Source organism: Marinactinospora rubrisoli (genome assembly GCF_042664915.1).
GTDB lineage: Bacteria > Actinomycetota > Actinomycetes > Streptosporangiales > Streptosporangiaceae > Marinitenerispora > Marinitenerispora rubrisoli.
Genome location: NZ_JBHTBH010000005.1, coordinates 172,325 through 192,166 on the forward strand (window position 1 = coordinate 172,325; position 19,842 = coordinate 192,166).

The 19,842-nt window shown below is 73.6% G+C and carries 17 protein-coding genes; 8 read left to right on the forward strand and 9 right to left on the reverse strand.

The window, feature by feature from the left end; genetic code table 11:
- Positions 1 to 39: 39 nt before the first annotated feature.
- Positions 40 to 603, reverse strand: coding sequence for a hypothetical protein (locus ACFQRF_RS12105; RefSeq protein WP_379871144.1), 564 nt, complete (start codon positions 601 to 603; stop codon positions 40 to 42).
- Positions 604 to 605: 2 nt separating this feature from the next.
- Positions 606 to 1,046, reverse strand: coding sequence for a MarR family winged helix-turn-helix transcriptional regulator (locus ACFQRF_RS12110; RefSeq protein WP_379871145.1), 441 nt, complete (start codon positions 1,044 to 1,046; stop codon positions 606 to 608).
- 108 nt (positions 1,047 to 1,154) lie between these two features.
- On the opposite strand from ACFQRF_RS12110, the gene ACFQRF_RS12115 reads away from it, so the two are divergent.
- On the forward strand, positions 1,155 to 1,502 hold the full coding sequence (locus tag ACFQRF_RS12115) for a DoxX family protein (RefSeq protein ID WP_379871146.1): 348 nt from the start codon (positions 1,155 to 1,157) through the stop codon (positions 1,500 to 1,502).
- On the opposite strand, the gene ACFQRF_RS12120 is transcribed toward ACFQRF_RS12115, so the two are convergent.
- From ACFQRF_RS12120 to yczE, 4 genes are all read right to left on the reverse strand, one after another.
- Positions 1,482 to 3,167, reverse strand: coding sequence for a serine/threonine-protein kinase (locus ACFQRF_RS12120; protein WP_379871147.1), 1,686 nt, complete (start codon positions 3,165 to 3,167; stop codon positions 1,482 to 1,484). The genes ACFQRF_RS12115 and ACFQRF_RS12120 overlap by 21 nt on opposite strands.
- A 131-nt stretch (positions 3,168 to 3,298) precedes the next feature.
- The gene (locus ACFQRF_RS12125) at positions 3,299 to 4,042 is read right to left on the reverse strand and encodes an MgtC/SapB family protein (protein WP_379871148.1); all 744 of its coding nucleotides are present in this window, start codon (positions 4,040 to 4,042) and stop codon (positions 3,299 to 3,301) included.
- Positions 4,043 to 4,263: 221 nt separating this feature from the next.
- Entirely contained in the window at positions 4,264 to 6,060 is a 1,797-nt protein-coding gene (locus tag ACFQRF_RS12130) for a glycoside hydrolase family 15 protein (RefSeq protein WP_379871149.1), read from the reverse strand.
- 408 nt (positions 6,061 to 6,468) lie between these two features.
- Positions 6,469 to 7,134, reverse strand: a complete 666-nt coding sequence (yczE, locus tag ACFQRF_RS12135) for a membrane protein YczE (protein ID WP_379871390.1) — start codon at positions 7,132 to 7,134, stop codon at positions 6,469 to 6,471.
- A gap of 92 nt (positions 7,135 to 7,226) precedes the next feature.
- Between yczE and yczR the strand changes: the two genes are divergently transcribed.
- Entirely contained in the window at positions 7,227 to 8,654 is a 1,428-nt protein-coding gene (gene yczR, locus ACFQRF_RS12140) for a MocR-like transcription factor YczR (RefSeq protein WP_379871150.1), read from the forward strand.
- A gap of 606 nt (positions 8,655 to 9,260) precedes the next feature.
- Here yczR and ACFQRF_RS12145 read toward each other — a convergent pair.
- Both ACFQRF_RS12145 and ACFQRF_RS12150 read right to left on the reverse strand, forming a co-directional pair.
- Entirely contained in the window at positions 9,261 to 9,983 is a 723-nt protein-coding gene (locus ACFQRF_RS12145) for a response regulator (RefSeq protein ID WP_379871151.1), read from the reverse strand.
- Positions 9,980 to 11,635 carry a sensor histidine kinase gene (locus ACFQRF_RS12150; protein ID WP_379871152.1) on the reverse strand — a complete coding sequence of 552 codons (1,656 nt, stop codon included), beginning with the start codon at positions 11,633 to 11,635 and terminating at the stop codon, positions 9,980 to 9,982. The genes ACFQRF_RS12145 and ACFQRF_RS12150 overlap by 4 nt, the downstream gene beginning before the upstream one ends.
- 441 nt (positions 11,636 to 12,076) lie before the next feature.
- On the opposite strand from ACFQRF_RS12150, the gene ACFQRF_RS12155 reads away from it, so the two are divergent.
- The 4 genes from ACFQRF_RS12155 (at position 12,077) to ACFQRF_RS12170 (ending at position 16,007) form a co-directional block, all read left to right on the forward strand.
- Complete coding sequence (locus ACFQRF_RS12155) at positions 12,077 to 12,427, forward strand: hypothetical protein (protein WP_379871153.1); 351 nt, start codon at positions 12,077 to 12,079, stop codon at positions 12,425 to 12,427.
- A gap of 477 nt (positions 12,428 to 12,904) precedes the next feature.
- Positions 12,905 to 13,933 (forward strand): Bug family tripartite tricarboxylate transporter substrate binding protein, encoded by a 1,029-nt coding sequence (locus ACFQRF_RS12160; protein WP_379871154.1) that lies wholly within the window; start codon positions 12,905 to 12,907, stop codon positions 13,931 to 13,933.
- Positions 13,930 to 14,460, forward strand: coding sequence for a tripartite tricarboxylate transporter TctB family protein (locus ACFQRF_RS12165; RefSeq protein WP_379871155.1), 531 nt, complete (start codon positions 13,930 to 13,932; stop codon positions 14,458 to 14,460). Before ACFQRF_RS12160 ends, ACFQRF_RS12165 begins: the two co-directional genes overlap by 4 nt.
- A complete protein-coding gene (locus tag ACFQRF_RS12170; RefSeq protein ID WP_379871156.1) occupies positions 14,460 to 16,007 on the forward strand; it encodes a tripartite tricarboxylate transporter permease in 1,548 nt (515 codons plus the stop codon). Before ACFQRF_RS12165 ends, ACFQRF_RS12170 begins: the two co-directional genes overlap by 1 nt.
- Before the next feature lie 278 nt (positions 16,008 to 16,285).
- On the opposite strand, the gene ACFQRF_RS12175 is transcribed toward ACFQRF_RS12170, so the two are convergent.
- The gene (locus ACFQRF_RS12175; RefSeq protein WP_379871157.1) at positions 16,286 to 17,128 is read right to left on the reverse strand and encodes an alpha/beta hydrolase; all 843 of its coding nucleotides are present in this window, start codon (positions 17,126 to 17,128) and stop codon (positions 16,286 to 16,288) included.
- Between the two features lie 188 nt (positions 17,129 to 17,316).
- Between ACFQRF_RS12175 and moaA the strand changes: the two genes are divergently transcribed.
- Together moaA and ACFQRF_RS12185 are read left to right on the forward strand one after the other, a co-directional pair.
- Positions 17,317 to 18,306: a GTP 3',8-cyclase MoaA gene (gene moaA / locus ACFQRF_RS12180; RefSeq protein ID WP_379871391.1), complete on the forward strand. Its 990-nt coding sequence runs from the start codon at positions 17,317 to 17,319 to the stop codon at positions 18,304 to 18,306.
- A gap of 268 nt (positions 18,307 to 18,574) precedes the next feature.
- Entirely contained in the window at positions 18,575 to 19,762 is a 1,188-nt protein-coding gene (locus ACFQRF_RS12185) for an RtcB family protein (protein ID WP_379871158.1), read from the forward strand.
- Positions 19,763 to 19,842: the final 80 nt, after the last annotated feature.

The following is a 19,842-nucleotide window of genomic DNA, read 5'->3' on the forward strand; positions in this document are numbered from 1 at the left end:
AAGTCGCCGCCCGCGCGAGCGTCCCGGCAGCGGTGCGGCTCACGGGCCGTCCGGCGGCTCCGGATCCACGTTCCACGCCACGGGCAGCGCGCCGCCGCAGAAGACGCACACGAAGTCGCCGTCGTGGACGATGGCGCGCTCCTGACACTCCGCACAGCGCCGGAACACCACCACGTGCGTGAACCCGGCGGGGCGGCCGATCCCGGCGCGGTCCAGGGCCGCCGCCACGGCCGGCCACGAGGCCGGATCCGGGCAGTAGCCGGTCGACTGGTTGCTGACCTCCGCGACCGTCCAGCGGCCGGCCACCCGCGCGAACCGCATCTCCCCGGCGCTGAGCACCTGTCCGCCGCCGGCGCAGGCGACGTGTTCGCTGCGGCGCGGCGCCACCCGCAACGTCCCCTGCGGGTCCACCACGAAGGTCACGGGTTCGGCGAGCTCCGCCGTCCGCTCGGCGGCCCAGCCGTCGAGGTCACCGGCGGTGCGGATCGCCCGGCCGGCCGCGCCCGGGCGGACCGCGGCGCGCAGCTCCTCGGGGCCCACGTAGCGGTATCGGCGGTGGCCGGGGTACGGCCGGTGGGCCGCGTCCGGCGGTCGCGCGGGCACGGCTAGTCGCCGGCGCAGGCGCCGGTGCCGCCGCCGTCGGCCCGGACTCTGCCGAGCAGGCGCTGCAGGTCGGCCACCTCGCCTGGGGCGAGGTCGGCGAACAGGTCCGCCTCGACGTCGGCGAGGGCGCCGTGCAGGTCGGCGGCCAGGCGGCGGCCGTCGGCCGATATCCCGACGATGTGCCGCCGCCGGTCGGCCGGGTCGCGGCGGCGCTCGGCCAGGCCGTCGCCCTCAAGGTCGTTGAGTATCGCCACCAGCACGCTGGGGTCGACGCCGATGGTCTCGGCGAGGGACTGCTGGCTCGTGGGGCCCCGCTCGGCCAGCAGCAGGAGGACGTTGCCGTGCCCGGTGCGCAGGCCGTGCCCGGCCAGGGCCTTCCTGATCCGCGCGTGCGCGATCTGGCCCGAGAAGGCCAGCGCCAGTCCAGGACGGTTCACGAACACCGGCCGATCCTAACAGTCGACGGACGATTGACATCCCGAGATGGTTGAAGATGGTCAATCATCTGCTACTCTCCACGATGCTCGGCCGCCCGATCACCTGGAGCCCCCGTGTTCGTCGCCTACGCCGCCGTCGGCGTCCTGCTCGCCCTCGCGCTGGTCTTCTCGGCCATCGGCAAGCTCACCCGTAATCCGGTCATCGTCCAGAACATGACGACGGTCGGCGCGGCCGGCTTGATGCCCTTCCTCGCCGGCTGCGAGATCGCCGGGGCGCTCGGCCTGCTCGCGGGACTCGGCTACCCGCCACTGGGCATCGCCGCCGCGGTGGGGGTCGTGCTGTACTTCGTCGGCGCGATCGTCGCCCACCTGCGGGTCCGCGACTACAAGGGCACCCCGGGCGCGCTGGTGCTGCTGATCGTCGCGGGCGCCGCGCTCGCGCTACGCGTGCTGTCCCTCTGACCCCGAAAGACCGGCCCGCGCGCTTTGGCGCCACCGGTCGAGCCGGGCGCGCAGCCGCGCCGTGCGCGGGTGGTCGGCGCCCCTGGCCCGGGCGTGGTCGGCCAGCAGCGCGTCGTACAGCCGGGCCGCCGTGGCCGCGTCGCCCGCGCGGCCCGCGTAGTCGGCCCGGTAGTGCCGCGCGGTGAACGTGTCGGCCGCATCCCGGCCCACCACCCGCTCCAGGCGCGGGACGAGGTCGTCCAGCAGGTCCGCCGCCTGCCGGAAGGCGCCGGACTCGCCGACGGCCACCGCCTCGTGCAGCCGGCTGATCAGCACCCGCGCCGAGTCCGCGCCGTGCACCGCCACCAGGTCCGGAATCAGCTCGGCGTGGATCCGGGCCGCCCGCTCGTAGTACCCGGCGTGGCCGGTGGCGGTCGCCAGGTAGTGCCGCGCGGTGAGGGTCTCGGGGTGCCGGGGGCCGTAGACGCGTTCCAGGTCGGTGACGAGACGGGCGAACGCGTCGGCCGCCGCGACGGGGCGGCCGGCCTTGTTCGACAGGTAGGCGTGCCGGCGCCGGGCGGTGAGCGTCGCCACGTGGTCCGCGCCGAACGAGCGCTCCAGGTCCGGGATCAGCGTGCCGATCTCGCGCACCGCCGTCTCCGGGTCACCGGCCGCGCCGCGCCGGTCCGCGTCGGCCAGCCGGCGCCGCAGCTCCGCCCGCCGGGCCGGGCTCGCCGGCTGCCCTGCCGGCTGCCCTGCCGGCCTGGTCGCGCGCGCCGCCGGGACGCGGGCGAGCCGCGCCGCCGCGGCCACCGATGCCGGCGCCCCTTCGGTGAAGGCCAGCAGCCGGTCCCGGACCTCTCCGGCGTCGCCGGGCCGCTCGCCGGGCGACTTGGCCAGCAGCTCCCCGACGAGCGCGGAGAGCGCGGGCGGGATGCCGTCGCGCAGGCGCTCGGGCGGGCGCGGCGTCTCCACCAGGTGCATGCGCATGACCGGCAGCGGCTCAGGGGCCCGGAACGGCGGCCGTCCGGTCAGCATCTCGTACAGGATCGCCCCGAACGAGTAGAGGTCACCGGCCGCGCCGGCCGGCTGGCCCTGGATCTGCTCCGGTGACATGTACAGCGGGGTGCCGATGAGGTCGGCGGTCCGCGACCGCGGCCGACTGTGCACCGCGGCCGCCCGGAAACCGGCGATCCCGAAGTCCAGCATCTTCAGCGCGCCCTCGGCGGGGGCGCCGGCGCCGACGCCGCGATCCACCACCATCAGGTTGCCCGGCTTGACGTCCCGGTGCACCACGCCGGCCGCGTGCGCCGCGGACAATCCGGCGCAGATCTGGGCGCCCCACGCCGCGGCGAGCGCGACCGGCAGCGGCCCGCGCTCGTGCAGTTCGGCGGTGAGCGTGCGGCCGGCCACCAGTTCCATGACCGCGTACACCCACTCCGCGTGGGTGCCGTAGTCGTACAGGACGACGATGTTGGGGTGCCCGGCCAGCAGCGCGGTGACGCGGGCCTCGCGGTGGAAGCGGGCCACGGTGTCGGGGCGGTCCACGGGGTCCGGGCGGACCAGCTTGACCGCCACGGGACGCTCCAGCCGCTCGTCGACCCCCTTCCAGACCTCGCTCATCCCGCCGGAGCCGAGCGCCTCCAGCAGCCGGTAGCGTCCGCCGAACACGCGATCCGCCACCATCTCTCCTCCCGCTGCGCGGCCGGTCGGGTCGGTCCCTTCCGCCTTCGCCGGGCAGCGTAACCGCTGCACGGGCCGCGCAACCGGCCGGTTCCGGACACCGGGCGCCGCCGCCCAGCGGCGGGCGGCGCGGGTCACACCGCGTCCTCCCCGCCCAGGTGCACCCGCAGCACCCCCTCGGTCTCGGAGAGGGCGGCGGCGAGTTCGGTGAGGTCGCCCCTGCCCCGCAGGTGCAGCGAGAGATCCACCTCGGCGCGCTCCGATGGCTCGCGCCGCGACGGTTCCCTGCTGGTCGCCACCTCGTACACCGCGAAACCCCGCTCGGTGGCCAGCGACAGCACCCGGCGCAGCACGCCGCGGCCGTCGAGATAGACCAGGCGCAACTGCGCGGCGGTGGGCACCCGCCCGGTCATGAAGTTCACGACGGGCGGGTAGCCGAAGACCACCAGGAAGTGCGTGGCGGTGACCACCACGGCCAGCACCCACAGGCCCGCCCCGCTGGCCATGCCGACCGCGGCCGAGACCCACACGATCGCGGCGGTGGTGATCCCCCGCACGGTGTGCCGGTGCACGAAGATCAGGCCGCCCCCGATGAAGCCGACCCCGGAGACCACCTGCGCGGCGACCCGCGAGGGGTCGAGCACCACCGTGTGGTCGTTGATGACGTCGCCGAACCCGAACTTGCTGGTCAGCATGAAGAGCGCGGCGCCGAGACCCACGAGCGTGTGGGTGCGCAGCCCGGCCGACTTCTGGCGGAGTTCGCGCTCCAGGCCGATCAGCGAGCACAGCACAAGGGCGATGGCGAGTGAGACGAGCTGCGGCCAGTGCTGGTACGTCAGATCGGTGAGGTTCGTCTCGATGCTGAAGGACGTGATCAACCGCGACCGCCTATCGGTAGCGGGGGAATATCGTCCAGTTTCGCGGGGAGATCACCCCTGGTCAATCACCACGCAGCCCGTGCCGCGGGCGGCACGGGCTGCGGGCTCCGCCGGGACCGCACTGGCGGTCCCGGCATTGCGGGGCCGGGAGCGGGCGGGCAGGCGCGGTGTGCGTCAGAGGTGAGGGGCGTCGGGGGGTCCGTATGGGGCGGGGGTGGGGGTCAGGCGACCTCGCCGCGGCGGTGGCCGTCGTGGTGGGAGAGGTTGAGGGCGGTCGTCACCAGGGGGACGTGGCTGAACGCCTGCGGGAAGTTGCCGACCTGGCGGCCGATCCGCGGGTCGTACTCCTCCGCCAGCAGCCCGAGGTCGTTACGCAGCGCGAGCAGCCGCTCGAACAGGTCGCGCGCCTCCTTCTCACGGCCGATCGACAGCAGCGCGTTGGCCATCCAGAAGCTGCAGGCGAGGAAGGCGCCCTCGTCGCCGGGCAGCTTGTCGGCGACGTCGTCGCGGTCGGTGCGGTACCGCAGCACGAAACCGTCGACCATCAGGTCCTCGCGGATGGCCTCGATGGTGCCGACGACGCGCGGGTCGTCGTAGGGGAGGAAGCCCACTTCGGGGATCAGCAGCAGGGCCGCGTCGAGCTCCTGGCTGCCGTAGTACTGGGTGAAGGTGTTGCGGCGCGCGTCGTAGCCGTACTCGCACACCTCGGCGTGGATGGTGTCGCGCAGCGCGCGCCAGCGCTCCAGCGGCCCCTCCTTGCCGAACTCCTCGATCATCCGGACCGCGCGGTCGGCCGCCACCCAGGCCATCACCTTGGAGTGCACGAAGTGCTGGCGGGGGCCGCGCACCTCCCACAGGCCCTCGTCGGGCTCGTCCCAGCACCATTCCAGGTAGTTGACCAGGGAGCGCTGCAGGCCCCACACGTGCTCGCCGCTGTGCAGGCCGGACCGCCGGGCCAGGTCGAGGGCGTCCATGACCTCGCCGTAGACGTCGAGCTGATACTGGCCGACCGCGGCGTTGCCGATGCGCACCGGACGGGAACTCTCGTAGCCGGGCAGCCAGTCGGCCTCCCACTCGGCGAGCCGGCGCTCGCCGCGCACCCCGTACATGATCTGCATGTGCTGCGGCTCGCCCGCCACCGCGCGCACCAGCCACTCGCGCCAGGCGCGCGCCTCGTCGGTGTAGCCGCTGCGCATCAGTGCCTCAAGCGTGATCGTGGCGTCGCGCAGCCAGCAGTACCGGTAGTCCCAGTTGCGCACCCCGCCGATGTCCTCGGGCAGGGAGGTGGTCGGCGCGGCGACGATACCGCCCGTGGGGCGGTAGGTGAGGGCCTTGAGGGTGATGAGGGAGCGCACCACGGCGTCGCGGTAGTCGCCCTCGTAGGTGCACTTCTCGACCCACTCGTGCCAGAAGCGCTCCGTGCGCGACAGCGCCTTCTCGGCGTCGAGGTGGTCGGACTCCTCGGTGTGCGAGGGGTGCCACGTCATCACGAACGGGATCCGCTGCCCGGCGCTCACCGTGAACGTGGAGTCGTGCATGAAGTTGTGGCCCTCGATGGGCACCGGCGAGCTCAGCCACACCGAGTCCGGGCCGGCGACGGCGACCACCTCGGTGCCGCTGCGGTGGATCCACGGCACCACGTTGCCGTAGTCGAACCGCAGCCGCAGCGCGGTGCTCATCCGCACCGAGCCGCTGACCCCCTCGACGATGCGCACCACGTGCGGGACGCCGGTACGCGGCGGCATGAAGTCGATCAGCCGCACGGTGCCCTCGGGGGTGTCCCACTCGCTCTCCAGGATGAGGGTCTCCGGGCGGTAGCGCCGCCGGGTCGCCCTGATAGCGCCAGCGGCCGGGCGGATCCACCAGTGGCCGTTCTGCTCGTCGCCCAGCAGGGCCGCGAACGCGGCGGGGGAGTCGAAGTGGGGCAGGCACATCCAGTCGATCGAGCCGTCCCGCCCCACGAGAGCGGCGGTCTGCATGTCGCCGATCAGCGCGTAGTCCTCAAGCCAGGTAGACACGCGGCTCACACCCCCAATAACCAAGATCACGTTGCTCGCGGACGTACCGTATCCAATTCCGAGCGCTGTTCGGACATGACTGGACCGCCGCCGGATCACGCTTTCCCGTGCAGGCCGGACCAGCCCCGGCCGGCGTGACCGTCGTGTCACTGTCCGCCGAGGCCAGGTGGCCACGGCACGGTATGCCGCTCACGCTACCGGGCCGCCGGAACCTACCGCCGGGTGTCACCCGAATTGTGAACCATGGGGCATTCCGCCGTGGGCGGAATCCGCCGCCGGGACCGGTATTCAGGGCCGGATTCCGCCCGGAATTCCGGTCGCGCCGGCCGGAGACGGACCGGTTTCGGACAGGACCTGGGCAGGTGTGGCCGGGCCACGCCGGACGGGTACCGGCGGGAGGGCGCCGGCCTACTCGGCGGGGGCGGGCGCGGGGGCGGGCACGCGCAACAGCGGCAGGAACACGTGCGCGAGCTGGCCGATGGCGAGCGCGAACAGCAGCGTGCCGATCCCCACCGTGCCGCCGAGCAGGAAACCGGCCACCACCACGGCGACCTCGATGCCGGTGCGCACCACCCGCAGGGAGTACCCCCGGGCGACCAGACCGGTCATCAGCCCGTCGCGAGGCCCGGGACCCAGTTCGGCGCCGATGTAGCAGCCGGTGGCGAACCCGGTGACCACGATGCCCAGCAGCAGGCAGAGCCACCGTGCGGCCAGGCCGTCGACCTCGGGCAGCCACCACAGGGAGACGTCGAAGGAGACCCCCACCAGCAGGACATTGCTGATGGTGCCGAGCCCCGCGCGCTGCCGCAGCGGGATCCACAGCAGCATGACGAAGGCGCCGATCAGGATGTTCCACGCCCCGATGGAGAGCCCGGTCTGGCGGGCCAGCCCCTGGTGCAGCACGTCCCACCCCGCGGCACCGAGGTCGGAGGTGATCTGCAGGGCCAGTCCCAGGCCGTACAGGTAGAGCCCCACGAGCAGCTGGACGACCCGGCGCGGGCGCGGGCCGGGGAGCACCGGGGTGAGGAAGGCCCGGCGCAGTACGGCGGACACGAGGGACGGCATGCGGGTCATCGGGTTTCCATCAGTGGGGAACTGGGCCATGATCGGTAGTATTGGCCCGTTGTCCGGCCAGAGAACAGAGCCAATCGAAGGAAGTGGCACCCATGGCGGTCGGGGAAAGACGGATCAATGGCCATCTCCTGGCCCGGCTGGTCGAGGTCGGTGCCGACGAGCGGCCGTACTACCTCGCGCTCGGCCGCGCGGTCAGCGCGCTCGTCATGGACGGCCGCATCGCCACCCGCACCCGGCTGCCGGCCGAACGGGACCTCGCCACCGCGCTCGGCGTGAGCCGCAACACCGTGACGGCGGCCTACACGTGGCTGCGCGAGCACGGCTACCTGGACAGCCGTCAGGGGGCGGGCAGCTGGACGGCGCTTCCGCAGGCCACCTCCGGGCGCGCGGCGTTCGTACCGGACAGCGAGCGGATCGACCTCGGGGTGGCCGCGCCCGCCGCCGTCGGCGGCCTGGAGGCGGCCGTGCGGGCCGCCGCCGAGCGGCTCCCGGCGCACACCGGCGGCCCGGGGTACAGCGTCCTCGGACTCCCCGAGCTACGGCACGCCATCGCCCGCTGCTACACCGATCGCGGGCTGCCGACCACGCCGGAGCAGGTCATGGTCACCAACGGCGCCCAGCAGGCGCTCGCCCTGATCATGGAACTGCTGGTGCAGCCGGGCGACGGGGTGCTGGTGGAGTCGCCGACCTACCCGCACGCCCTGGACGCCGCCCGGAACCGCGGCGCCCGGCTGCGCACCACCGGCGTGGCCCCCGACGGCTGGGACATGGAGTGCGTCGCCGACGGCTTCCGGCAGTGGCGCCCACGGGTGGCCTACCTGGTTCCGGACTTCCACAATCCCACCGCCGCCCTGATGGGCGAGCGGGACCGCGCCACCGTCGTGGCGGAGGCGCGGCGGGCCGGCAGCACCCTCGTCGTGGACGAGTCCATGGCCGATCTCGCCATCGACGCCCCGGCGCAGCCGCCGCCGATGGCCGCCCACGACACCGACGGCCGGGTGTTCACGGTCGGCTCGGTGGCCAAGCTGATGTGGGGCGGGCTGCGCATCGGATGGATTCGGGGCACACCGCCCATGCTGGCCCGGTTGGCGGCGTTGCGGCAGCGGTTCGACCTCGCCACCCCGGTGGTGGAACAGCTCGCCGCCGCCGAACTGCTCTCCGACATCGCCCGGGTGCGCGCCGAGCGTTCCCGTGAGCTCCGGGCCCAGCGGGACGCCCTGGCCGCGGGCCTGCGGGAGTGGCTGCCGGAGTGGCGGTTCGTCGTTCCCCGGGGCGGTCTGGTGCTGTGGGTCAAGCTCCCGCGCCCGGTCGCGGGCGCGCTGGCCGACGCGGCGAGCCGGCACGGCGTCCGGGTGGCCCCGGGACCGCTGTTCGGCGCCGAGGGGACCCTGGAGCACTTCGTGCGCGTGGCCTACACCCGCCCGCCCGAGGTGCTCGCCGACGCGGCCCGGCGCCTGGCCGAGGCGCACGCCGCCGTCGCGGCCGGACCGGCACCCGCGGCGGGAGAGGTGTTCGTGTGAGCGGGCGGACCACGAGCGGCCACCGCCCGGACGGGGCGCGCGGGCGGGGGAAGAGGTTTCGTGACCGGGGGCGGTGGCGAGCCGAGGGGCGCACCGCCGGTGGTGGGAACGCGGTTCGAGCGAGTGGGTGGGGGCATCCAGCAGCGCGGACACGGTGCGAGGGGTCCGTGTACGACGCGGTCCGGCCGGGCCCGTGCGCGGTCGGCGGCAGGGCGTGGCCACCAGTGTTCCGAAACGGCGGGGCGGCGAGGTGCACCGGGGTCATGTGGTCGTTCCCGGACCACGAGTTGAACGAGTCCGATGTGTCGGCAGGTGACGGATCCGGCGAAGGGCGCCCGAACATCTTGCGGTGATACAACAAGCGCCTCAAGCGGGCCGAGACACCGATCAGCCGGACGGGCCGGGTCTTGGCCCGGCACGTTCCCACCCGGCACGACGACCCGCGGCCGATCGACTCCACCCCCGCCGTCCCGCGCGGCCGCACCCGAGAGGCCGTTGTCCGGCCGTCGCCCCGCTGGTTCGGTGCGAACCCGGGCCAGCACGACCGAGGACGCCGGCCGCACGCCTCGGTCGTCGCCGGTGCCGCGCCGGGCACCACGGCGGTGGTCAGGCCGGGCCGATCCAGTGGTAGCGGCGTTCCGGCCGCCCGGCCGCGCCGTAGCGGAGCCGGACCTCGGCCTCGCCGGTCTCCACGAGGTGTTCCAGGTAGCGGCGGGCGCTGACCCGGGACAGGCCGGCCAGTTCGCCGCACTCGGTGGCCGACAGGTCGCCGGCTCCGCGCAGCGCCCGCCCGACCAGGTCGCGGGTCTGCGGGGTCAGCCCCTTGGGAAGCTCGTCGGCGCGCCCGCCTCCGAACATGCGGTCCACCTCGGCCTGGCCCACCTCCGGTCCCGCGGACAGCCGCTCGTCGATGCGGCGGTAGCGTTCCAGCCGCTCCCACAGCGCCTCGCGGGTGAACGGCTTGATGAGGTAGTGCACCACGCCGCCGCGCATGGCGGCCCGGATGGTGGCCACGTCGCGGGCGGCGGTCACCACCAGCACGTCGGCCCCGGCGTCGGGCGATTCGCGTAGCCGCCGGAGTACCTCCAGGCCCGACATGTCGGGCAGGTAGACGTCCAGCAGCACCAGGTCCGGCCGCAGCCGCTCCGCCGCGGCCAGCGCCGCCGCGCCGGTGTGCGCCTCGCCGACCACCGTGAACCCGGCGACCCGCTGCACCAGGCCGTGGTTGACCCGCGCCACCATGAAGTCGTCGTCGACGACGAGCACCCGCACGCCGGCCGCCTCCCGCGCGGCGTGGGCGCCCGTGTCGGTGTCCCGGGGGATGGTCATTTCGCCGTCGCTCCTCGGCCCGCCGTGCCGGAGTCCGCCAGCGGCTCCCCGGCGGCCGCCACCAGCGGTAGCCGGGCGGTGAACACGGCACCGCCCGCGTTTCGCACCGTCACCGTGCCGCCGCGGCGCCGGCAGATGAGCCGGATGATGGCCAGCCCCAGCCCGCGGGGATCTCCGCCGGCCGATTCCTTGGTGCTGAAGCCCTGCCGGAAGATCTCCTCGGTCAGCTCCTCGGCCACGCCCGGCCCGGTGTCGTGCACGGAGACGAGCACCGAATCGTCGTCGGTGGTGGCCGAGACCCGCACCGTCCCGCCGCCGTGCCCGCGCAGGGCGTCCAGCGCGTTGTCGATCAGGTTGCCGGCCACCGTGACGAGGTCGGCGGAGAGTTCGGGGTCCAGCGACGGCACCCGGGTGCCGTCGGCGATCTCGAACCGCACGCCCCGCTCGGCGGCCATGGCGGCCTTGGCGATCAGCAGCGCGGCCAGCGACGGATCGGCGACGCGGTCGGTGATGTCCGCGGTCAGCCGCTCCCGGTTGTGGACCGTGCGCATGATGAACCGGGTCACCTCGTCGTACTCCTCCAGCGCGATGAGGCCGCTGATGGTGTGCAGCCGGTTGGAGAAGTCGTGCGCCTGGGCGCGCAGCGCGTCGGTGGTGTGCCGGGTGACGTCCAGTTCCCGGCGCAGCTCCACGAGTTCGGTGCGGTCCCGCAGCGTGGTGACCGAGCCGATGCGCACGCCGCGTGAGGTGATGGGCATCCGGTTCAGCGTGATGACCCGGTCCTCCAGGAGCACGACCTGCTCGACCCCCTCGCCGCCGCCGGCCAGGACCTCGTGCAGCCGCTCCGGCAGACCGAAGTCGGCGAGCGGCCGGCCGAGGCAGCGGGCGGGCAGGCCCAGGAGGTCGACCGCCTGCTGATTGGCGAGAGTGACGCGATCGGCCAGATCCAGCCCGAGCACGCCCTCCTTGACGCCGTGCAGCATGGCCTCGCGCTGCTCCACCGTCGCGGCGATCTCACCGGGCTCCATGCCGAGGGTCTGGCGCTTGATCCGGGCGGCCAGCAGCAGCGACCCGGCGGCGCCGAGCCCGCCGGCCACCCCAAGGTAGATGCCCAAGTACGGCGCGGCGGCGATGGCGTGCTGCCACCAACTGGGGTAGGTCTGCCCGATCGCGACCAGGCCGGTCAGCCGCCCGCGGTCGTTGAAGACCGGGACGTGCGCGACGAGGGTCGGCCGGAACTCGTGCGGCTCCCACGGGTCGGGGACGGCCGGGCCGATCCAGGACCGTCCCGACAGCACGGTGCTCTCGCCCAGGGCGATGGTCCGCCCGATGTCGTCGGGGTCGTGGGAGGTGAGGATCGTGCCGTGCTCGTCGGCCACCACGATCGAGGTGAGGCCGGTGACGCCGCTGGTGTTCTCCGCCGTGCTGGCCAGCGGGGAGGGCAGCTCCTGGTCCAGCGCGAGGCGCACGGCCGGCATGGCCGCCATGCTTTCGGCGGTGGACTGCAGCCGCCGGCCCTGCAGCGACTCGTACCGGGAGAACGACTGGCCCAGCGACAGGGCCGCGACGGCGGTCAGCACCCCGACCATGATCGCCAACTGGAAGGCGAGGAACTGGCGGGCCAGTGACCAGCGCCGATGGGTGGCTCGCACGGTGCCCCTCCCCGAAAAAGCGGCGTGGCGTGGCATTCGTCACAAAGATCACACGGGCTCGGGGTTTACGCGACCGTTTCCCATGGATCGGGCGGAAACGCCGTCGATATCGTTATAACCACCGACGTCATGGCGCCGCTGGGTCACCGCCGCGGGACGTCACGTCACGGGTTCCCCTGCCCGGGCCGCATGAGGCGCCGAGGGGACACCGGGCCGACCGCCCGGACCGGCGTGCGGGCGACGCGGCCCCGCACGCCATGCCGTGGGACGCGCACGGGCCGGACGGCGAGCGTCCGCACCGCCGGTGCCGTCGGCGGTGGCCTGCGGTGAGGTGGGCGAAGACTCCGCGTCAAGCGGCTGTGGACGCAAGATCATGGACACGCCGCGGAGCCAACGATGATCATGGAGCGCCCGACGAACCGAGTACGGAGGAGCCCTGACGTGTCGATGACCTCCCGCGTTACCGCTGTGGCCGCTGCCGCGACCCTGGCCTTCGCCGCCGTTGGCATCTCCGCCCCCAGCGCAGGCGCGGCCACCACCGCCGGGATCGGCGGCGCGCCGAGCGCCGCCGCGACGATCTGCCCTTACGAGACCACCAGATCCACCCCGCGCTACACGATGCACGAGGACAGCACCGCCGTTGGCAGCTGGTCGTCGGGGGCCAGGGTCAACATCTACCAGGGCTCTCTCCGCAACGGCAGACTGCGCACCACGGCCACGTATCAGGACGGGCTCTCCTACTGGGTGACCGCGTCGCATGTCCGGTCCACGGGCGCGTCCTGCTGGTCCTAGAACGCCACCGCCATCCGGACGAGGTCCGGCGCGCCGGCCCGCCGCGCCCCCGTCAGCCGACGGGGGCGCGGCGGTCTGCTCACTTCCTGGTGGTGCCACCCGGTCGCCCCGCGCCGATGGTGCGCGAGTCGGTGGCCGTCGAACGCGGCCAACCCGGCCAACGCGCCCGTCCGCCGGCCGCGACGAACACCGGGTACGCGCAGGGCCGCCGCGGTGGCGAGGTTCGCCGCCGATATGACCACAAAGAACACAACCAACTTTGCCTTCGTAAAGGTGACCTGAGCCACACCCTCGGGTCAGGATCGGCAGCATCCGATCCGCCTGGTGGGCCGGACCGCCCGTCCGACTCCTCCCCAGTCCGGGGCCGCTCGGTGACGACGCGTCCCCGGATCCGACCGAACGGGCCGCGTGCCGACCCCTCCCCCTCGGCGGCACGCCGAGTCCGGCCTGCCAGGCCCCCTCACAAGGAGAAGACCAGTGCTCGCGTTCAGGTTTGCGAAAGCGCCTGCCTCCCGGCCGCGGCGAGCGCGTGCCGTCGCAGCCGCCGTCATCACCGCCGCGCTCGCCGGAACGGCTCTGGCCGGCTGCGGAGCGCAGGCCGGGCAGGCCGACGGTGCCCCCGTCACCGGGCTGCGCATCATGGTGCCCAACGCGCCCGGCGGCGGGTACGACGTGACCGCGCGCAGCGCGGCCCGGGCCATGGAGGACGCCGGACTCGCCCGCAACGTCGAGGTGTTCAACCTCCCCGGCGCCGGCGGCACCGTCGGGCTGGCGCGCGTCGTCAGCGAGGAGAGCAACGGCTCGCTGCTGATGAGCATGGGCCTGGGCGTGGTCGGCGCCTCCTTCACCAACGACTCCGAGGCCACGCTCGCCGACACCACCCCGATCGCCCGGCTCACCCAGGAGCCCGACGTCATCGTGGTACCCGCCGACTCCGAGTACGGGGACTTCGAGGAACTGCTGGACGCCTGGCGCGAGAACCCCGGTGAGGTGCCGGTCGGCGGCGGCTCCTCGCCCGGCGGCCCCGACCACCTCGCGCCCATGCTCACCGCGGCGGCGGCGGGGATCGAGCCCTCGGACGTGAACTACGTCAGCTACGACGGCGGCGGCGAGCTGCTGGCGGCGGTGCTCGGCGGCCAGGTGGAGTTCGGGGTCTCGGGCGCGGCGGAGTACGCCGACCAGATCGAGGCCGGCGAACTGCGCGTCCTCGCCGTCACCAGCGCCGAGCCGGTCCCCGGCCTCGACGCCCTCACTCTCCGGGACCACGGGCTGGACGTCGACTTCACCAACTGGCGCGGCATCGTGGCGCCGCCGGGTCTCTCCGAGGAGGACGAGCAGGCGCTGCGTGACCTGGTCGACGAACTCCACGAGAGCGAGGAGTGGCAGCAGACCCTGGAGACCAACGGCTGGACCGACGCCTACCTCACCGGTGAGGACTTCGGCACGTTCCTCCAGGAGGAGACCGACCGGGTGGAGAGCGTGCTCGCCAGCCTGGGGCTGGCGTGAGCACCGCCCAGGACTCGGCTCCACCGCGCGAGGAGCACGCCCCGTGGTGGCGGGGGCGCGCCGAACTCGGTGTCGCCGGGTTCCTCTACCTCGTGGCCGCGCTGGTCCTCGTCGACGCCGCCGGGCTGGAGACCGGCGGCGCCCAGCGCGGACCGGTCGGCCCGGCGGCCGTGCCGGTGGCGGTCGGGGTGCTGCTCATCGTGGTCGCCACCGTGCTCGCCATCGACGTGCTGCGCGGCGGTCGCGGCGCCGCCGAGGACGGCGAGGACGTCGACCCCACGGCCAGCAGCGACTGGCGGACCGTGGCACTGCTGGCCGGAGCGTTCCTCGTCAACGCCGCGCTCATCGACACCGCGGGCTGGATCATCTCCGGCGCCCTGCTGTTCTGGGGCTCGGCGTTCGCGCTCGGCAGCCGGCACTGGATCCGCGACCCGCTGATCTCGGTGGCGCTGTCCACCGGCAGCCACCTGCTGTTCGGCGCGATGGGCATCTGGCTGCCGGCCGGCCCGTTCACCGGAGTGATCTGATGCTGGAGACCATCGACAATCTGCTCCAGGGCTTCGGCACCGCGCTCAGCCCCGTGAACCTGCTGTACGCCCTGCTCGGCGTGGCGGTGGGCACCGCGATCGGTGTGCTGCCCGGGATCGGGCCGGCCATGGCCGTCGCCCTGCTGCTGCCGCTCACCTACGGACTGGACCCCGTCGGGGCGTTCATCATGTTCGCCGGCATCTACTACGGCGGCATGTACGGCGGGTCCACCACGGCGATCCTGCTCAACACCCCCGGCGAGGCGGCGTCCGTCATCACGGCGGTCGAGGGCAACAGGATGGCCAAGCGCGGGCGGGCCGCCCAGGCGCTGGCCACCGCCGCCATCGGCTCCTTCGTGGCCGGGACCATCGGCACGGTCGGAGTCGTGTTCCTCGCACCCGTCATGGTCGGCCTCGCACTGACCTTCGGCGCGCCCGAGTACTTCGCGGTGATGCTGCTGGCCTTCGTGGCGGCCTGTTCGGTGCTCGGCTCCTCCCGGGTCCGGGGCTTCGCCTCCCTCGGGATCGGCCTGGCCATCGGGCTCATCGGCCTCGACCCGACCACCGGCCAGTCCCGGCTCAGCTACGGCATCCCGCAGCTCGCCGACGGCATCGACGTGGTGATCGTGGCGGTCGGCATCTTCGCGGTCGGCGAGGCGCTGTGGGTGGCGTCCCGGCTGCGCCGTACCCCGGCCGAGGTCATCCCGGTCGGCCGGGTGTGGATGGGGCGCGATGACTGGAAGCGGTCCTGGAAGCCGTGGCTGCGCGGCAGCGTCATCGGCTTCCCGTTCGGGGCGCTGCCGGCCGGCGGCTCGGAACTGCCCACCTTTCTGTCGTACATGCTGGAACGGCGGCTCTCCAAGCACCGCGACGAGTTCGGGTCGGGCGCCATCGAGGGCGTCGCCGGGCCGGAGGCCACCAACAACGCCTCGGCCGCCGGCGTGCTGGTCCCGATGCTCACCCTCGGGCTGCCCACCACGGCGGTCTCGGCGGTCATGCTCACGGCCTTCCAGCAGTACGGCCTGCAGCCCGGGCCGCTGCTCTTCGAACGCGAGCCCGAGCTGGTGTGGGGGCTGATCGCGAGCCTGTTCATCGGCAACGCCATGCTGCTGGTCCTCAACCTGCCGCTGGCGCCGATGTGGGCGCGGCTGCTGCACATCCCGCGGCCGTACCTGTACGCGGGCATCCTGTTCTTCGCCAGCCTCGGCATGTACGCGGTGAACGCCTCGGCCCTGGATCTCGTCCTGCTGCTGCTCCTCGGCGGGCTCGGGTTCATGATGCGCAGGTTCGGACTGCCGGTGATCCCGGTCATCATCGGCACCATCCTCGGTCCCATGGCGGAGCTCCAGCTGCGCCGCGCGCTGCAGATCAGCGACGGTGACCTCACCGGGCTGATCGGCTCGCCGCTGACCGTCGGCGTGTACGTGATCGTCGCGGTGCTGGTGCTGTGGCCGGTGGTCCGCTTCCTGCGGGGGCGGCGCCGTCCCGCCGCTCCCGTCGCCGCGGGCGAGGAGGCCGGAGAGGAGGCCGCTGGGCGACGCGGCTGACCGGCCCACGCGCGACCCCCTCGCGCGTCCGTGCCGCCAAGTGCGGCCGGGCGCGCGAGGCGTTCGCACCGGCGGGTCAACGGCCAACGGGGATGCGTGGCGGCGGTTCCGAGCGGGCGGCCCCCCGGCCGCGACGGCCCGTTCGTCCGGTGGCGCGGCGGATCAATCGAGGTGGGCGTCCCGGTGTTCCCACACGAGCGGGATCCTCGCGGCGTCCCATCGATGGACTATGGACACCGCCGATGTAGGGGCCGCCGTCCGGCGGCACCGGTGACGGGTCAGTGCGGCCGGGGTCCGGAGGCGGCCGTCACCCGCTCGGCGAACCGGACGACCTCGGACAGCACCTCGTCGCGGTCGGTCTCGTTGAACACCTCGTGGCGGGCGCCCGGGAAGATCCGGGCCGTCACGTCGGAGCCGGCCAGGCGGGCGATGCCGGTGGCGGAGTCGGCGAGCGGCACCAGCCGGTCGTCGGAGCCGTGCAGCCACAGCAGCGGGAGCGGCCCCACTGTACCGGCGTCGTTGATCCGGGCCAGCTCGGTGACGATGGCCTGCAGCGTGGGCCGCCGGAACGGGCCGTGCCAGACGAGATCGTCGGCGGCGTACGCCTCGCCCACCGACGGGTCGCGCGACAGGGTGCCCGGGTCGATCGGGGTGTCGGGGATCTCCTGGTACGTCAGCAGATCCTCGGCGGACCGCCAGCGGCCCAGCACCGGGCCGGACAGCACCAGCCCCGCGAGATCGGCGGGATACAGCTGGGCGTACCGGGCGGCGATGAGGCCGCCCATCGAGTGACCCACGAGCACCAGCGGGATCGTGCGGTAGGCGGTACGCGCCTGGGCGACCACCCGGTGGACGTCGGTCACCACGTCGGTGAAGTCCTCGATGAGCACTCGCTCGCCCTCCGAGCGGCCGTGGCCCTGATGGTCCAGGCCGTAGACCACCGCGCCGTGCGCGCACAGGTACTCCGCCACGTGCCGGTAGCGCCCGATGTGCTCGCCGTAGCCGTGCACCAGCACGGCGAGCCAGCGCGGTTCGCCGGACTCGGCCGCCCACGCGCGCGCCGCCAGGCGCCGCGAGCCGTTCGGCCCGCCGGGCAGACTCCACTCCCGCATCCGCACCATGCGCCACCTCCTCGTCACCGACCGCAGCGTACACCGGCCGCCCGCCGCCCGCCGTGGGCGGCCGGTGTACGGAGCGGAGGCCCCTCGTTCCGGGGCCGCTCGGCACCGTCTTCTAGGCTGGAGTGATGGCCCGGACGCTTCCGGCGCCACGACCGCGGTTGCCCGCCGCGACCATGGAGGTGACGCCCATGCTCGCCGACTCGCACGGCAGAGTGGCCACGGACCTGAGGGTCTCGCTCACGGACCGCTGCAATCTGCGCTGCTCGTACTGCATGCCGCCGGAGGGGCTGGACTGGCTGCCCAAGCCCGAGCTGCTCACCGACGACGAGGTCGACCGGGTGGTCCGGATCGGCGTCGAGATGCTCGGGATCCGCGAGGTGCGTTTCACCGGAGGGGAGCCCCTGCTGCGGCGCGGGCTCGCCGGGATCGTCGCGGCGGCGACCGCCCTGGCCCCCCGTCCGCACACCGCCCTGACCACCAACGGGATCGGCCTGGCGCGGGTGGCGCCGGCGCTGGCGGAGGCCGGGCTGGACCGGGTCAACGTCTCGCTCGACACGCTGCGGCCCGACGTCTTCGAGCGGCTGGCCCGCCGGCGCCGGCTTCCCGACGTGCTGGAGGGGCTGGCCGGCGCCGCCGCGGCCGGGCTCACCCCCGTCAAGGTGAACGCGGTGCTCATGCGGGGTGTCAACGACGCCGAGGCGCCCGCCCTGCTGCGGTACTGCCTGGAGAACGGCTACGAGCTGCGGTTCATCGAGCAGATGCCGCTGGACGCCCAGCATGGCTGGCGCCGCGAGAACATGGTCACCGCCGATGAGATCCTGGACCGCCTGAGCGCCGAGTTCGACCTCACCCCGGCCGACTCCGCCGAGCGGGGCAGCGCACCGGCCGAACTGTTCCTCGTCGACGGGGGCCCGGCGCGGGTCGGTGTCATCGGATCGGTCACCCGGCCGTTCTGCGGGGCCTGCGACCGGGTCCGTCTCACCGCCGACGGCCAGATCCGCAACTGTCTGTTCGCCCGCGAGGAGTCCGACCTGCGGTCGCTGCTGCGCGATGGCGCCTCCGACGAGCGGATAGCGGAGCGGTGGCGGGCCGCCGTCGCGAGCAAACTGCCCGGTCACGGCATCGACGACCCCAGCTTCCTCCAGCCGGCCCGCCCGATGTCGGCGATCGGCGGCTGAGCCGCCCGCCGCCGGAGCGCGGCCCGCGGGGCGCGGATCGCCTTGGTGGTCCGGGTAAATCGGTTGCAACCGGTCGTGCCGCTCTGGCGTCATAGACGGGCGCGGCGGTCCCGCCGCGGTGTCGATCCGGAAGCGCCGCACGAGTGCGCGGCGCCGGTGCGTCCCCCCTGTGCCCGGGGGCCGCCATGCGGCGCGCGAGCGCGTGGCTCCCGGCGGCACGTTCCAAGGCGTTCGGCCCGGGCAGTGGCTGTGAACAGGGAGGTGGCTCATGCCGTACACCGAGACCCCCGGTGTCCGCGTTCCGATCCGGATGTGGGCCGACCCACGGACCGTCGAGAAGGCGGCCATGGACCAGCTCCGCAACGTCACCACGCTGCCCTGGGTCCACGGCCTCGCCGTGATGCCGGACGTGCACTACGGCAAGGGCGCCACCGTCGGCTCGGTCATCGCCATGCGCGACGCCGTGTCGCCTGCGGCGGTCGGCGTCGACATCGGGTGCGGCATGACGGCGGTGCGCAGCACCCTGACCGCCGAGGACCTGCCGGACGACCTCGGGCGGCTGCGCTCGCGGCTGGAGGCGGCGATCCCGGTCGGCTTCAACGCCCACGACACGCCGGTGGACCCGCGCCGGGTGCACGGCCTGAAGACGGCGGGCTGGAGCGAGTTCTGGGACCGTTTCGCGGACCTGGCCCCCAAGGTGCGCCAGCTCCGCGAGCGCGCCGGGCGCCAGATGGGCACCCTGGGCGGCGGCAACCACTTCCTGGAGGTGTGCCTCGACGATGAGGGCGCCGTCTGGCTGGTGCTGCACTCGGGATCGCGCAACATCGGCAAGGAGCTCGCCGAGTACCACATCGAGCGCGCCCGCAAGCTGCCGCACAACCAGGACCTGCCGGACCGCGACCTCGCGGTGTTCATCGCCGGGACCCCCGAGATGGCGGAGTACCGCCGGGACCTGTTCTGGGCGCAGGACTACGCGCGCCGTAACCGCGACATCATGATGGGCCTGGCGTGCGACGTCGTGCGCCGGGAGTTCCCACGGGTCCTCTTCGACGAGTGGATCTCCTGCCACCACAACTACGTGGCGGAGGAGCGCTACGACGACGTGGACGTCCTGGTCACCCGCAAGGGCGCCATCCGGGCCGGCAAGGGCGACCTGGGCATCATCCCGGGCTCCATGGCCACCGGCACCTACATCGTCCGCGGGCTGGGCAACCCCGACTCCTTCAACTCCGCCTCGCACGGCGCGGGCCGCCGGATGAGCCGCAACAAGGCCCGCAAGACCTTCACCCAGGCCGATCTGGTGGAGCAGACCAAGGGCGTGGAGTGCCGTAAGGACCCCGGCGTCATCGACGAGATCCCGGCCGCCTACAAGGACCTGTCGCAGGTGATCGCGGCACAGTCCGACCTCGTGGAAGTGGTCGCGCACCTCCGGCAGGTGGTGTGCGTCAAGGGCTGAATGAGTACGGCGCATGAGGACGGCCGCCGGCGGATCCCTGGGGGAGGGGTCCGCCGGTGGCGCCGTGTCCGGGCTAAACG

What these genes read in the sequence shown, in the direction of transcription:
- ACFQRF_RS12120 (WP_379871147.1), bottom strand. Translation starts at nt 3,167, where the DNA reads ATGGTGGCGGATCGCGTGTTCGGCGGACGCTACCGGCTGCTGGAGGCG.
- yczE (WP_379871390.1), bottom strand. Translation starts at nt 7,134, where the DNA reads ATGACCCGCATGCCGTCCCTCGTGTCCGCCGTACTGCGCCGGGCCTTC.
- yczR (WP_379871150.1), top strand. Translation starts at nt 7,227, where the DNA reads ATGGCGGTCGGGGAAAGACGGATCAATGGCCATCTCCTGGCCCGGCTG.
- ACFQRF_RS12145 (WP_379871151.1), bottom strand. Translation starts at nt 9,983, where the DNA reads ATGACCATCCCCCGGGACACCGACACGGGCGCCCACGCCGCGCGGGAG.
- ACFQRF_RS12170 (WP_379871156.1), top strand. Translation starts at nt 14,460, where the DNA reads ATGCTGGAGACCATCGACAATCTGCTCCAGGGCTTCGGCACCGCGCTC.
- ACFQRF_RS12175 (WP_379871157.1), bottom strand. Translation starts at nt 17,128, where the DNA reads ATGGTGCGGATGCGGGAGTGGAGTCTGCCCGGCGGGCCGAACGGCTCG.
- moaA (WP_379871391.1), top strand. Translation starts at nt 17,317, where the DNA reads ATGCTCGCCGACTCGCACGGCAGAGTGGCCACGGACCTGAGGGTCTCG.
- ACFQRF_RS12185 (WP_379871158.1), top strand. Translation starts at nt 18,575, where the DNA reads ATGCCGTACACCGAGACCCCCGGTGTCCGCGTTCCGATCCGGATGTGG.